This window comes from Streptomyces exfoliatus (genome assembly GCF_000725545.1).
Lineage (GTDB): Bacteria > Actinomycetota > Actinomycetes > Streptomycetales > Streptomycetaceae > Streptomyces > Streptomyces exfoliatus.
This window is the reverse complement of sequence record NZ_JNZP01000031.1, coordinates 14,761-28,681: the sequence shown is the minus strand read 5'-3', so window position 1 is coordinate 28,681 and position 13,921 is coordinate 14,761. Positions and strand designations below refer to the sequence as shown.

Genomic DNA, 13,921 nt, shown 5'->3' with positions numbered 1-13,921 from the left:
GTCGCTCACGCGGAACCCTCTTCGGAGCCCGCTTCGGAGCCCTCGCGCATCGGGACGCGGACGCCCTTCTCGTCGGCGACGCGCTCGGCGATGTCGTAGCCCGCGTCGACGTGGCGGATGACGCCCATGCCGGGGTCGTTCGTCAGGACGCGGCGGATCTTCTCGCCGGCGAGCTTGGTGCCGTCGGCCACGGAGACCTGGCCGGCGTGGATGGAGCGGCCCATGCCGACGCCACCGCCGTGGTGGATGGAGACCCAGGACGCGCCGGAGGCGACGTTGACCATGGCGTTGAGCAGCGGCCAGTCGGCGATGGCGTCTGAGCCGTCGAGCATGGCCTCCGTCTCGCGGTACGGGGAGGCGACGGAGCCGCAGTCGAGGTGGTCACGGCCGATCGCGAGCGGTGCGGCGAGGGTGCCGTTGCCGACCATGTCGTTGAACATGTCGCCGGCCTTGTCGCGCTCGCCCTGTCCGAGCCAGCAGATGCGGGCGGGCAGGCCCTGGAAGTGGACGCGCTCGCCGGCCATCTTGATCCAGCGGTGGAGGGACTCGTTCTCCGGGAAGAGATCGAGGATCGCCTTGTCGGTCTTGTGGATGTCCGAGGCCTCGCCGGAGAGGGCGGCCCAGCGGAAGGGGCCCTTGCCCTCGCAGAACAGCGGGCGGATGTACGCCGGGACGAAGCCGGGGAAGGCGAACGCCCGCTCGTAGCCGGCGAGCTGGGCCTCGCCGCGGATCGAGTTGCCGTAGTCGAAGACCTCGGCGCCCGCGTCCATGAAGCCGACCATGGCCTCGACGTGCTTCGCCATCGACTCGCGGGCCCTCACCGTGAACCCGGCCGGATCCTTGGCGGCGGCGGAGGCCATGTCCTCGAAGGCCACGCCGACCGGGCAGTACGAGAGGGGGTCGTGGGCGCTCGTCTGGTCGGTGACGATGTCGATCGGGGCGCCCTCGGCGAGCATCTGCGGAAGCAGTTCGGCGGCGTTGCCGAGGAGGCCGATGGAGAGCGGGCGGCGGGCGTCGCGGGCCTCGGTCGCCAGGGCGAGGGCGTGGGCGAGGCTGTCGGCCTTCACGTCCAGGTAGCGGTGCTCGATGCGGCGCTCGATGGCGCGCGGGTCGACGTCGATACAGATCGCGACGCCGTCGTTCATCGTCACGGCGAGCGGCTGGGCGCCGCCCATGCCGCCGAGGCCGGCGGTGAGGGTGATCGTGCCGGCCAGGGTGCCGCCGAACTTCTTGGCGGCGACGGCGGCGAAGGTCTCGTACGTGCCCTGGAGGATGCCCTGGGTGCCGATGTAGATCCAGGACCCGGCGGTCATCTGGCCGTACATGGTGAGGCCGAGGTGCTCCAGGCGCCGGAACTCCTCCCAGTTGGCCCAGTCGCCGACCAGGTTGGAGTTGGCCAGGAGGACGCGCGGGGCCCACTCGTGGGTCTGCATGACGCCGACGGGGCGGCCGGACTGGACGAGCATCGTCTCGTCCTGCTTGAGGGTGCGCAGGGTGCGGACCATGGCGTCGAAGGAGCGCCAGTCGCGGGCGGCCTTGCCGGTGCCGCCGTAGACGACGAGCTTGTCGGGGTGCTCGGCGACCTCGGGGTCGAGGTTGTTCTGGAGCATCCGGAGGGCGGCTTCCTGCTGCCATCCCAGGGCGCTCAGTTCCGTACCGCGTGCCGCTCGTACGGGGCGGGGTCCTGACATGGCGGTGCCTCCTCGAATGTCGTACAGATATTCACATCCTGACCTGATGAATAGTTGTAGTCAACAGGGCCGCCCTCACCCGTCCCGGTGACGCCATGGACGAGGATGGGCCCCATGGCCTCCTACCGTCGTGATCTCGCCGTCCGAGCCTCCGTCGACCAAGGACTCCTCTCCCCCTCCGAACCGGTCGTCGCCCTCCTCGACGCCGCCGGGATCCGCGCCTCCGCCGCCGCCCTGACCAGCGCGTTCGCCGCCGTCACCGACGCCCCGGTCCTGCACGCCTTCGCCGTCAAGGCCGCCCCGCTCGTCCCCGTCCTGCGCCTGCTCCACGACGCCGGTCTCGGCGTCGAGGTCGCCAGCCCCGGCGAGCTGGCCCTCGCCCGCGCCGCCGGCGTCCCGCCCTCCCACACCGTGCTCGACTCCCCCGCCAAGACCCCCGCCGAGCTCCGCCAGGCCCTCGCGCTCGGCATCGCCGTCAACGCCGACAACCTCCAGGAGCTGGCGAGGATCGACGCCCTCGTCGCCTCCGCGCCCACCGCCTCGCCCCTGGGCCTCCGGGTGAACCCGCAGGTCGGAGCCGGTTCCATCGGCGCCCTCTCAACCGCGACGGCCACCTCCAAGTTCGGTGTGACGCTCCGCGACGAGGGCGCCCGCAAGGCCGTCGTCCAGGCCTTCCTCGACCGGCCCTGGCTGACCCGGCTGCACACCCACACCGGCTCCCAGGGCGTCCCGCTCGCCCTGATGGCGGAAGGGATCGGAGAGGCCTACGTCCTCGCCGAGGAGATCAACCGCACGGCCGGCCGGCAGCAGATCGACACCCTGGACATCGGCGGCGGCCTGCCGGTGAACTTCGACTCCGACGAGGAGACGCCGACGTACGCGGAGTACGCCCGGCTGCTCGCCGACACCGTCCCCGGACTCTTCGACGGCCGCTACCGCCTGGTGACCGAGTTCGGCCGCTCCCTGCTCGCCAAGCACGGCACGGTCCTCGCCCGGGTGGAGTACACCAAGACCTCCGGCGGCCGCCCGATCGCCGTCACCCACGCGGGCGTGCAGCTGGCCACCCGTACGGTCTACGCCCCCGAGTCCTGGCCGCTGCGCGTCCTCGCGTACGACTCCGAGGGCCGCCCCCGCACCGGGGAGACCACCGTCCAGGACGTGGCGGGCCCCGCCTGCTTCGCCGGCGACCTGCTCGCCACCAGCCGGGAGCTGCCGCTGCTCCACCCGGGCGACGTCGTGGCCGTCCCGGACACCGGCGCGTACTACTTCGCCCACCACTACGCGTACAACAGCCTGCCCCGGCCCGGCATCCACGGCTTCACGGTGGCCGACGACGGCACGGTCGCGTTCACGACGGTACGGACACCCCAGACGATCGCCGAGATCGTCGCCGAGTCGGGCGGGGCGCACGCGGACGCCCTTCTGCGGTAGCGGTGGCGGCGCGGGAACGGAGGCGTCCGGTAGCGCGGGCCCGGCGGCCCGGCTTCCATGAAGTCATGACAGGAACCGGTACGGACACCACCTCCGTCGTCGTCGAGCGCCGGGTCGCCGCCTCCCCCGGGCGGGTCTGGGAGGCGATCACCGACCTGGCGGACATGCCCCGCGTCCTCTCGGGCGTCGAGAAGGTCGAGGTGCTCACGGAGGGCGGCTTCGGGGGGGGCACCCGCTGGCGCGAGACGCGGCGGATGCTGGGCAAGGAGGCCACGGAGGAGATGACCGTGACGGAGTGCGAGCCGCCCGACCGGTACGTCGCGGTCGCCGACTCGCACGGCATGCACTACGTCTCCGAACTCACCCTCACCTCCGACGGCACCGGTGGCTCGACCCTGCGCATGACCTTCTCCGCCCGGCCCGCCCACGGTCGCACCCCGGGCTTCGTCACCAGGCTGGTCGCCCGCTTCGGCGCGAAGGCCGTCGCCAAGGCGCTCGCGAAGGACCTGTCCGACATCGCGAACGCCGTGGAGTCACGCATCTGACCGGTAAGCATCCCTACCCGATGGCATGTTCCGATGGAAAATGCCAGAACGCCTGCCCCGGAGCGCTGCGTTCAGTAACGTCACCGTCACTGCCGCACATACGCACGCCGCATCGGGAGGGGAACCCGCGTGCCCGGAATCGACGAGTGCCTTCTGGAGGCCATGGCCCTGCCGGGCGCTCGCGGAGCCTCCCTGGTCGACTGGACCAGCGGGCTCGCCCTCGGGACGGCCGGCGACTCACCGGTCGGATGCCATGAGACGACGGCCGCCGAGACCGCCGAACTCGCCCGCTCCGCCGCCGAGTTCGACACCTTCGGGGCGAGGGGCGAGAGTGCGGGGAACGACGGCCTCGCGGGCGCCGCCGACGACGACGGCCCCGGTGGCGGTCCCCACGTCGAGGACCTGATCGTCACCACCCGCGCCGGCTACCACGTCCTCCGATTCGTCGAGACCTCCTTCGACAGCAGCGTCTTCCTGCACCTCTGGCTCGACCGCGACACCGGGAACCTCGCCCTCGCCCGGATCCGCCTCCGCGACCTCGCCGAGAGACTGGTCCTGGGATGAGCGCCGTCGCCACCCCCGTCTCCCCGATGCTCGTCCGGCTCGCCGCCGAGAAGGCCACCGGCGCCCTGCTCCGCGACCACGGCACCCTCTACCTCGTCGACGGCAGGATCGTGCACGCCGAGAGCCCCGCCGCCCCCGGCGTCGACGTCCTCCTCACCACCGGCGGACGCCTGCCGCGCGAGGGCTGGGACGAGGCCGTCGACCGGGCAGGCGCCCACCGCGCAGTCGGCCGCTTCCTCGTCGACAGCGGCCGGCTCCACGACGGCGAACTGGAGATCTGCCACCTCGGCGCCGTCTTCGACGCGGCCTTCTTCGCCCTCTCCCCCACGAGCGGACCGACCCGCTTCCGGTACGGGGTCGGGCACTGGTTCGGGACCGTGCGGCCCGTCTCCGCCGAGGCCGTCGAACGCGAGACGGCACGCCGCCGTGAACTCCTCGACGCCGTCTGGCCGTACGCCGCCGTGGACACCGCCCCCGTCGTGCCGCGACCCGCCGCCCCCGGCCAGACCGTGGGGGCCCGCCGGCGCGCCCTGCTCGCCGCCGCGGACGGGAAGCGGACCCCGGCGGAGCTGGCCCGACTGCTCGGCCGCCCCGCCTTCCACACCCTCCTCGACGTACGGCGGCTCGCCGCCGCCGGGCTCGTCGCGACACCGCTCGACCCCGCACCCGATCCCGCGCCACCGCCCCCCTTACCGGTTCTGCCGGTGGCCGATCCCGACATCGCCCTGCTGCGCCGGCTCCGTGACGCCCTGGAGGCACACCTGTGATGAGGCGTGCCCTGCGCCTGCGCGCCGAAAGGAAACAGCTCATGACGGCAGAAGCCGAGGTCCTCGGCGAGCTCCGACGGCTGCGGGCCCGACTGCCCCAGCTCACCGGTGCGCTCGCGGCGAGCGCCGACGGACTCGTCCTGGCCCACGACACCGTGGACGGCGAGGCGGAGAGCGTGGCCGCGCTCACCGCGGCGGCGCTCGGCGTCGGGCAGCGGCTGACCGACTCCACCGGTCAGGGCCGCTTCCGTGAGCTGCTCGTACGCGGCGAGAACGGCTACGTGGCGACGTACGCGGCGGGCGGCGCGGCCGTCCTGACCCTGCTCGCCGAACCCCGGATCAACGTGGGCCGGCTCCATCTGGAGGCCCGCAGGTCCAGCGCCCGGATAGGCGAACTCGTCGACGGCGCGCTCGACCGCAAAGACCTGAACTGACACCGAGTCCGAATTCACCCGAGAAGGAAGAAGTACGACACCATGGCGAACACCGAGACCTCCCTCAAGGAAGCGGCCTCCATCGACGGCGCGATCGGCGCGGCCCTCGTCGACTACACCAGCGGTATGGCGCTCGGCACGATCGGCGGCGGCAAGGAGCTGGACCTGAACGTGGCCGCGGCGGGCAACACGGACGTGGTCCGGGCCAAGGTCCGCGCGATGGAGATGCTGGGTCTCAATGACGAGATCGAGGACATCCTCATCACCCTCGGCACCCACTACCACCTGATCCGACTGCTCAAGGGGCGCGGTACGAACGGCCTCTTCCTCTACCTGGCCCTCCACAAGGACCGGGCGAACCTGGCGATGGCCCGCCACCAGCTGAAGAAGATCGAGGCCGAGCTGGAGGTCTGACGGGTCCGCGGGAGCCGGGGCCACCCGAGCCGGGGCCACGCGAGCCCGGCCCCACGCGCGCGTGCCCTACTCCACGAACAGGCCCCGCGCCGCCGCCTTCGCGTCGAACTCCTCCAGGCGCGCCTGCGCGTCCGGGAGTTCGTCCGCCATGGCCTCCAGGAGGACCCGGCCGAGCATCATCGGCGCGCACGCCGTGTCGAAGGCGAGCCCGGTGCCGACGGCGGCCGGGATCAGCAGGTCGCTGTGGGCGGCGACGGGCGCGAACGCCGACTCGGCGACGGTCACGACCGTGAGCCCGGCCGCCCGCGCGTACTCCAGGGCCTCGACGACCTCCCGCGGGTGCCGGGGCAGCGCGAAGCAGAGCAGCGCGGTGGCCCCGGCCCGTACGACCGCGTCGACGCGGTCGGTGAGCATCGAACCGGCCTCGTCGAGGAGCCGGACGTCGGGGTGCACCTTGGCGGCGAAGTAGGCGAAGCCGCGCGCCTGCGAGGAGGCGGCCCGCAGCCCGAGGACGGGCAGCGGCCGGGAGCCGGCGAGCAGCCGGCCGGCCTGCTCGACGGGCGCGGGGTCGGCGAGGAGTCCGGCGAGGTGCTGGAGGTTCTCGATCTCGGCGAGTACGGCCTGCTGGTACTCGTTGTGCCCCGAGGTCTCCTCGGTGGCCGCCGGCATGCTCTCCCTCAGGTGCTTGCGGAGCGCCGGGTACCCGTCGAAGCCGAGGGCGACGGCGAAGCGGGTGACGGAGGGCTGGCTGACCCCGGCGAGTTCGGCGAGCTCGACGCTGGACAGGAACGGCACGTCACCGGCGCGGCGCACCATGCAGTGCGCGATCCGTCGCTGCGTCGGGGTCAGCCGGTGCCCCTCGAAGAGCGCCTGCAGCCGACCGGCCGGGCTGTCGCTCATGCCGCCCCTCCCATCTATTCACCCAAGAAGAACATGTATAAGGATATGCACAACCGGGTCGGTCAGTCTCCCAGGACGTCGGCGGCGGTCTTCAGCTGCCCGGCGATGGCCTTCCGCACCTGGTCGAGTTCCTCGGCGTGCTCCTCGATGGCCTGCTTCTGGTAGGCGACGTCGACGGCGTACCAGACTCCCGCGACGTTGTTCTTGATCTTGCAGTGGGCATCCGCGGTGGCGACGGTCTTCTCCTCGGCGGAGGCCGTCTCACCGCGCCACTTCTCGTCCTCGGAGGCGTCCATCGGGTTCTCGTAGTGGTAACCGCTCTCCGCCATGCAGCGCGACCACTTGGCGAACACCGCGTGCACCCGGCCGTCCTGGAGCGACTTGCCGAAGCTGCCGAGGTTCACGTCGTTGGCGACCTGCGCGTCCCCGTAGTCGCCCAGCTTCCGCTGCGCCTCACCGACACAGCCCCCGTCGGGGACCGTCTCACCGTTTATCTTCTGGCCGCCCTTGCCGCTCTTCGCCGTGAGGTCGGCGGTTCCGCTGAGCACCACGCGCTCGGCCGCGGTGGGCTTCTTCCGCACCTCCTCGGAGGAAGAGGAGGAGGGAGCCGGGGGCATCCTGTACCCGTGGACAGCGGTCTTCGCGGGATCCAGCTTGCCGTAGCGGTACTGGGAGATGGTCTGACCCGAGGACTCCCCGACCGGCAAGGGCTCCTCGTACGCGAAGCCGAAGCGCTCCATGCAGCGCACGCGCAGCGCGGACTCCGCCTTCCCGAGCGTGGTCCACTGCGCTTCGGTGAGCAGATAGGCCTCCACGGGGACGGGATCGATCACCGCCGTGGTGATCTTCGGTATCCCGGCAGGAGCCGGGGCGGGAACGTCCGCGCCCTTCGCGGTCCCGCCCTCCGGAGGGCTGCCGCAGCCGGCGAGCAGGGCCGCCGCGAGCGAGGCCGCGAGGGCGACCGGGAAGGTGCGGGAGAGGGACGTTCCCATGGGCGTCGGTTCCTTTGGAGGCTGAGATCCGGGGCTGAAGGCCGAGATCCGTGACGAAGACATGCGGGAGGGGCACTCCGCCGGATTCCACCGGATTCGGACGGCCGGAATGCCCCTCTTACGTCGGTGAGTTACTTGTTGCCGCCGTAGTCGATGAACATCCCGGAGGCATTGTTGTTCTTCATCGTGCTGTTGAGGTTCGCCTTTCCGTTCGCCGCGATGGTCTGGTAGGCGTAAGAGCCGTTGTAGTTCGAGTTGTAGTAGATCCGGATCCGGCTGAGCCTGTCCCAGTTGTCCACGGAAGCGGCGTTGTTCTTGACCACGACACCGTCACCGTTGCTGCCCGCGAGGCTGGCGGAGAAGTACCGGTTGTAGTAGTCCGGGACGTCGTACTCCTGCTTGTACATGGCCCCCTTGTAGTCGGAGTTGTAGTACAGACAGGCGTGGAAGTCCTCGCAGCCGATGACGGCGTTGGCCGGGGCCGCGAAGGTGAGCATCGATCCGGCGACCGCCAGAGCAACGGCACTTGTCGTGACAAGACGCTTGATGTTCATCGAAATCCTTTCACTGGTACTCGGGGCTTACTGTCCTGCCGACTGCGCGTCAGCACCGACCCGGAGGCGTGGCAGCCGATGACCGCGGCGCCTCTGCCGGTCAGTTGCAGGTGATGGTGAACTGGCGGTTGATCAGGTAGGTGCTGGAGCTGCTGGTGTTCTTCATGAGCGCGGTGACCCTGGAGCACCAGCCGTCGGTGAGCCGCACGGGGCCCGCGTACTGGCTGAAGTTGCCCTCGTCCACGGCGCAGGTGCCACTGAGGGAGTTCGGGCACAGCTTGAGCTTCATCCACTTCGTGGTGCCCGTGTTGTTGTCGAAGATCGCGCAGGTGCTCCAGGGCGCGACGTTCTTCTGGTACGTGAAGATCGTACCGAGGCGCTGTTCCGCGGTAGGCAGCTGCTCCGCGTACTGGAGGTAGTAGCCCGTACCGCACAGGTTCGCCGTGGCGGTGACCGCCTGCGGAGAGGCCTGGGCGATCTCACGCGTGCCACTGTCGGCCGTGGCCGCGATGGCCACGCCCCCCACGGTGGCGAGCGGTCCGGTGCCGACCTCACGCACCTCCTTCACCGCGCTGACGGCGGCGACGCGCCGCTCGGCTTCCTGTCCGGAGGCCGGGGAGGCAACGCCCGCCGTCAGCAGTCCGACCGCCGCGGCACTGACAGCCACACGGGCTCCGTAGGAACGAATAATGGATCCAAATCGCATGAAAATCCCCCCCGGGGAAAAGCCGATGACAAAAGAGCGGCGGTACGCCGCATCACTTTCGGGTCCTTGCGGAAGACGAGACTGGGGAAGTCGAAGCGCTTAGTCAAGCGCGTTTATGCGCAGGCCACTTGAGCGGCTGTGACATTGCCGACCCGAACCGTGCCGACCTGACATATTCCGCTCTCCGGCTCTGGCCTGTTCCCTCGAATGCCTCGTACGTTCTGTCCCGTCCGGCGTGTGATCACCGTCGGACGCGGGGCTTGGGGGCGCCCTGCATCACCGAGTTCACCATCGGTTCTCTCGCGGCCAATTCGTGGCGGCGAACGCCGTCCCTACGGACGCCGTGCCCGAGCGCAGCGCCGCGCCTTCGCGCCCTGGGGACCTGTTCGCGCACTTCGGCGCGGACCAAGACCCTCATGAAGGAGCTGTGTTGAGATCACGCAGAAGAGCGCGGGCCCCGCTGGCCGCGCTGGCCGCGGGTGCCGTGCTGGGAGGCCTGGTACCGGCGTACGCCTGGGCAGACGAGGGCCCGCCGGTCGCGGACGCGTCCGCCGGACCCCCCGCGCAGCGCCCCGCACCGAGGGCCGAGCCGAACCGCCCTGACTCCGTACCGGCCGACCGGCGGGCGGCCGTGCTGGGGTCGGACTACCGTCGGTCCGGCGACCTTGCATGGACGACCAGCGGCGACGCTCGGGGATTCCACCTGCTCACCGCACGCGAGAAGGACGGATACACCTGGCAGACGACCGCCACGCTGTCCGAGCCGGGCTTCGACGCCGACGCGTGGATCGGCAACGCGTGCGTGACCGGGTCGGGCAAGCGCGCAGTGGTGGTCTACGCCCCCCGGACGTTCACGAACGAGCCGAAGCTCATGGCCCGGGGCGCCTTCACCGCAGTGGTCGATCTGGCCACCGGTGCGGTCACGAAGCTGAACCTGCAGGCGTCCCTCTCGCACTACAACCCCGGCTGCGGCGTCGACGAGAAGGCCGTGCTCACGCAGTCCGGCGGCGAGGACAAGGCGGCCACGCGCCTGTTCACACTGGACGCGGCCACGGGGCGCCTGTCGAAGGCGATCGAGACCTCGGGCCAGATCACCTCCTCCGTACCGGTCAAGGACGGCTCGATCGTCGGTGCGACGGGGGCCCGTATCGTCCGGATCGATTCCCGGGGCGGCAAGACGCCCCTGGTGCGGACCGACGGCACCCCGTACCGGCTGACCCCCGACGCCGACGGCGGCGTCGTCTTCCTCGACAAGGCGCTGGGCAAAGCTCCCGCCGGCGGTGCGAAGGCACGGGCAAAGCGGATCTCGGCAACCGAGATCTCCGCTCCCGACGCCCGGCGCACCAAGGCCGCGCTGCTCGCCGAGGGGCCGCTGACCGACACCGGTCTCACCCGTAGTGCCGCCGGCACGGTCTTCCTCACCGGCTCGGCCAAGCCTGTTCTCGGCAGCCGGCTGCCGAGAACGGTCCGGTCCCTGGGCCGCACCCCGCGTACCACCCTGGTGTCGACGCTCGGCGAGGCCGCGCTCACCGAGACCGGCTGGGCCGACGGCCAGGGGCAGCTCATACGCTCCGACGATCCCACCGCGGTCCGTCCGGTGTCGGTGAAGCTGACCGCCCTGGAAAGCGGGCAGACGGCCGCCTTCACCGTGACGCCGGGCGGGCGGGTCGGCGCCCGCATCGCCGAGGGTGCCGACCGTTCGCCGGCGCTCGCGGCCCCCGCGGGGAGCGATACGGGCTCCGCCACGGCACACTCCTCGAAGAGCGGACCAAAGGGAGTCACCGGGGAGAACCGGTCACTCGCCGCCATCGGCAGCCGCGACGAGGTCGTGGAGTCGGAGCGGGTGTGCTCGGTCCCGCGCAACGACCCGCGCAACCAGGCCATGCAGCCCAAGCCGCGCCAAGTGGAATGGGCCGTCGACATGGCGATCCGCGGCGCTCTGAACAACCACATCAGCCGGCCCGCGAACTGGAAGAACCTCGGGATGCCGGCGTACCAGCCGCAGACCCTCTTCCCCGCGCCCGTCCTCGAAGGCGGTGGCGCGATACCCGCGCAGGTGATGCTCGGCATCACCGCGCAGGAGTCCAACATGTGGCAGGCGTCCCGCGTCGCCGTCCCCGGGGTCACCGCGAACCCGCTGATCGGCAACTACTACGGCATCGACCTGTACGACGGCGACACCCAGAACGACTGGAACATCAACTGGGCCGACGCCGACTGCGGCTACGGCATCACCCAGGTGACCGACCACATGCGCCTCGCCGGCCGCGAGGACGGCAAGGGCGGTGCCGCCTGGGACTACCAGAAGCAGCGTGCGGTCGCCCTCGACTACACGGCCAACGTCGCCGCCGGCCTGCAGATCCTCGCCGACAAGTGGAACACCACCCGCCGGGCCGGCCTGAAGGTCAACAACGGCAACCCCGCCAAGCTCGAGAACTGGGCCTTCGCCCTCTGGTCCTACAACTCCGGCTTCTACGAGAACCTCGGCACCGGGCAGCCCTGGGGCGTCGGCTGGGCCAACAACCCCGCCAACCCCGAATGGGACGCCGGCCGCTCCCCCTTCATGGAAGACCCCCTCGGCAACGAGGACGCCGCCGACGCGGCCCACCCCCAGGACTGGCCCTACCAGGAGAAGGTCCTCGGCTTCGCCGCCCACCCGCCCGCCTTCCTCGAGTCACCGAACACGATGGTGCCCGCCTTCCGGGCGGCCTGGTGGAACGGCACGGCGGGCGACGCCACCATCACCGGCTCGGCGATGCAGAACCGCGCCAAGGTCAAGCCGCCGGAGGGCCTGTTCTGCACCACGGCCAACAGCTGCGACCCGGCGAAGATCAGCGACGGCGCCAGTAACTCGGCCTTCACCGGGCCGTGCACCCGTACCGACTTCAAGTGCTGGTGGAACCAGCCCGTCCAGTGGAAGACCGACTGCGACTTCTCCTGCGGCAACGACTTCACCCGCTTCCCCGTCACCTGGGCCGAGGAGCCGGACGGCACCGCCTACCCGCCCGCCTGCACCACCACAGGGCTCCCCGTCGGCGCTCGCGTCATCGACGACCTGCCCGGCGGCACGCCCGTTGTCAGAGCCGGCTGCGACAACAGCGGGTGGACCAACAAGGGCACCTTCTCCCTCGACTTCGGCGACGGTGAGACCGACTGCTCACTCTGCTACCGGAAGTGGCCCGCCAAGGTCGACCTCCACCAGCTCGGCGCGGGCTTCGGCGGACACTTCTACTTCGGCCACACCCGCAAGGACGACATCAAGGGCCAGCGTCTGAAGATGACCGGGACCTGGACGTTGAACGAGGACGTCAACGGGCCGGCCAGGGTGTGGGTGCATCTGCCCGACCACGGGGCGCAGACCAAGTACGCCACGTACACGGTGCACACCGCCAAGGGACCCAGGACGCGGGTCGTCGCCCAGAAGGGCACGTCCAACCGCTGGGTCTCCATCGGCGGGTACCTGTTCAACGGCAAGCCCAAAGTGTCGCTGTCCACGATCACCCCGGACGGGACGGGCGACCAGGACATCGCGTTCGACGCCGTCGCGGTCGAGCCGATCAACGGCCGGTACGTCGAGCGCAACCTGACCGCCGCGGCGATCTTCGACCCGAACCAGAGCCTCGACTCCAGCATGCCCGCGGAGCTCGACACCCCGCTGCGCACGATGACCACGCTCTACAACTGGGCCATCGGGCTCTCCTACAGGGGGCCGCGCTGGGACAACCCCGAGGCCGACAAGTACGGCATCACCTGGCGGGCGCGCTGCCCCTCTGCGACCCCGGTGGGCGAGTGCAGCGGTCAGCAGACCTACGACGCCGCCCATCGGTGGTACGAGGACGTGAAGGCGGGCGGGCACACGCCCCGGGCCGACGGCTCGGCTCCCGCGATGTCCATCCCAGTGTGGATGGCCATGTCCAACCAGCGGCCCGACCCGGCGCTCTCCGCCGACGTCGCCCTCCAGGGCGACGACAGCTACAAGATCAAGAGCGAGGTGGACGTCAGCTTCATCGTCGACAACAGCACCGGGAAGATCGTCGCCGGCAGCGAGTCGACGGGCTACCGCGCCCGCATCGGAAACGCCCACCTGCCGCACTTCGTCACCGACCTGATGAAGGCGATCGAGGCGGACTACGGGATCCCGAAGCCGTACATCGACTACACGACGTACGACGCCCTGGAGTACGGCCAGACCCTGAGCTCGCATCCGTACACGGACGGCGACACCCCGGGGCAGTCCTTCTTCCCGCACCTGCGGAGCGGGCGCCTGAACGCCGACAACACCTGCGTGGACTTCCGCGCGGTGGGCGGCGGCGTACACGGCTACCGGCCGATGATCGCCAACAGGTACATCAACGACAACGTCAAGGCGTGGGTGGACAAGGTCAACGCCCACCTCGAAACGAACCAGGGCATCAGGGACTTCGCCGGAGACGTCTACTCGATGTTCTTCAAGAACTCGGGCTCCGTGAACACCTACGGCAGCCTGATCGGCAACGCCCCGCCGATCTGGCAGGACATCGCGGCCGCGTTCTGCGCCGACGGCAGCATCAAGCCGACGCACCTGGCGGACAACCGCGACGCGATCCCGGCCAACGGCATCGTCTACCAGAGCTACATGCCCGACCTCTACCTGTACGTCGACGGCCGGATGACCGACAACCTCGGCCGCCCGTCGAACGGTCCGATCAAGCGGGGTGACTGGCGGAACTTCTCCAACATCCCGGGGATCAACGCGATCAACGGCCACCCGTACGGCAAGTGCGACGTGATCGAGCGCGGCAGCGGCGGCAATCCCTGGATCGTCGACGCGCCCGTTCCGTTCATCGGCGAAGGTCCGGACAAGCGACCGGTTGGAGTCGTGCACTGCGACGAACCCGACAAGGGCTTCATCGACAACCTGACTCCGTAGCGCGTCCCGCAACC

Annotated in this window: 12 protein-coding genes; 7 read left to right on the top strand and 5 right to left on the bottom strand. The window is 70.4% G+C overall.

Annotated elements, in window-relative coordinates; all coding sequences use genetic code 11:
• Positions 1-5 precede the first annotated feature (5 nt).
• Positions 6-1,691, bottom strand: a complete 1,686-nt coding sequence (hutU, locus tag IO20_RS0129735; protein WP_030555413.1) for a urocanate hydratase — start codon at positions 1,689-1,691, stop codon at positions 6-8.
• A 105-nt stretch (positions 1,692-1,796) separates the two neighbouring features.
• On the opposite strand from hutU, the gene IO20_RS0129730 reads away from it, so the two are divergent.
• From IO20_RS0129730 to IO20_RS0129705, 6 genes are all read left to right on the top strand, one after another.
• A complete protein-coding gene (locus IO20_RS0129730; RefSeq protein WP_030555412.1) occupies positions 1,797-3,122 on the top strand; it encodes a type III PLP-dependent enzyme domain-containing protein in 1,326 nt (441 codons plus the stop codon).
• A 65-nt stretch (positions 3,123-3,187) separates the two neighbouring features.
• Positions 3,188-3,667, top strand: coding sequence for an SRPBCC family protein (locus tag IO20_RS0129725; RefSeq protein ID WP_030555411.1), 480 nt, complete (start codon positions 3,188-3,190; stop codon positions 3,665-3,667).
• A 129-nt stretch (positions 3,668-3,796) separates the two neighbouring features.
• Positions 3,797-4,231 (top strand): hypothetical protein, encoded by a 435-nt coding sequence (locus IO20_RS0129720; protein WP_030555410.1) that lies wholly within the window; start codon positions 3,797-3,799, stop codon positions 4,229-4,231.
• Positions 4,228-4,998, top strand: coding sequence for a hypothetical protein (locus tag IO20_RS0129715; RefSeq protein ID WP_030555409.1), 771 nt, complete (start codon positions 4,228-4,230; stop codon positions 4,996-4,998). Before IO20_RS0129720 ends, IO20_RS0129715 begins: the two co-directional genes overlap by 4 nt.
• 41 nt (positions 4,999-5,039) lie before the next feature.
• Complete coding sequence (locus IO20_RS0129710; protein WP_030555408.1) at positions 5,040-5,432, top strand: roadblock/LC7 domain-containing protein; 393 nt, start codon at positions 5,040-5,042, stop codon at positions 5,430-5,432.
• Between the two features lie 42 nt (positions 5,433-5,474).
• Complete coding sequence (locus IO20_RS0129705) at positions 5,475-5,846, top strand: hypothetical protein (protein WP_030555407.1); 372 nt, start codon at positions 5,475-5,477, stop codon at positions 5,844-5,846.
• A gap of 66 nt (positions 5,847-5,912) precedes the next feature.
• Here IO20_RS0129705 and IO20_RS0129700 read toward each other — a convergent pair whose 3' ends face one another.
• The 4 genes from IO20_RS0129700 to IO20_RS0129685 form a co-directional block, all read right to left on the bottom strand.
• Positions 5,913-6,746, bottom strand: coding sequence for a MurR/RpiR family transcriptional regulator (locus IO20_RS0129700; protein WP_030555406.1), 834 nt, complete (start codon positions 6,744-6,746; stop codon positions 5,913-5,915).
• A gap of 62 nt (positions 6,747-6,808) precedes the next feature.
• Positions 6,809-7,738 (bottom strand): hypothetical protein, encoded by a 930-nt coding sequence (locus IO20_RS0129695; protein ID WP_030555403.1) that lies wholly within the window; start codon positions 7,736-7,738, stop codon positions 6,809-6,811.
• A 131-nt stretch (positions 7,739-7,869) separates the two neighbouring features.
• The gene (locus IO20_RS0129690; protein ID WP_037636578.1) at positions 7,870-8,292 is read right to left on the bottom strand and encodes a peptidase inhibitor family I36 protein; all 423 of its coding nucleotides are present in this window, start codon (positions 8,290-8,292) and stop codon (positions 7,870-7,872) included.
• A gap of 100 nt (positions 8,293-8,392) precedes the next feature.
• Positions 8,393-8,959 (bottom strand): hypothetical protein, encoded by a 567-nt coding sequence (locus IO20_RS0129685; RefSeq protein WP_245685096.1) that lies wholly within the window; start codon positions 8,957-8,959, stop codon positions 8,393-8,395.
• A gap of 469 nt (positions 8,960-9,428) precedes the next feature.
• Here IO20_RS0129685 and IO20_RS0129680 point away from each other — a divergent pair, with 469 nt between their 5' ends.
• Positions 9,429-13,907 carry a golvesin C-terminal-like domain-containing protein gene (locus IO20_RS0129680; RefSeq protein ID WP_157850824.1) on the top strand — a complete coding sequence of 1,493 codons (4,479 nt, stop codon included), beginning with the start codon at positions 9,429-9,431 and terminating at the stop codon, positions 13,905-13,907.
• Positions 13,908-13,921 lie beyond the last annotated feature (14 nt).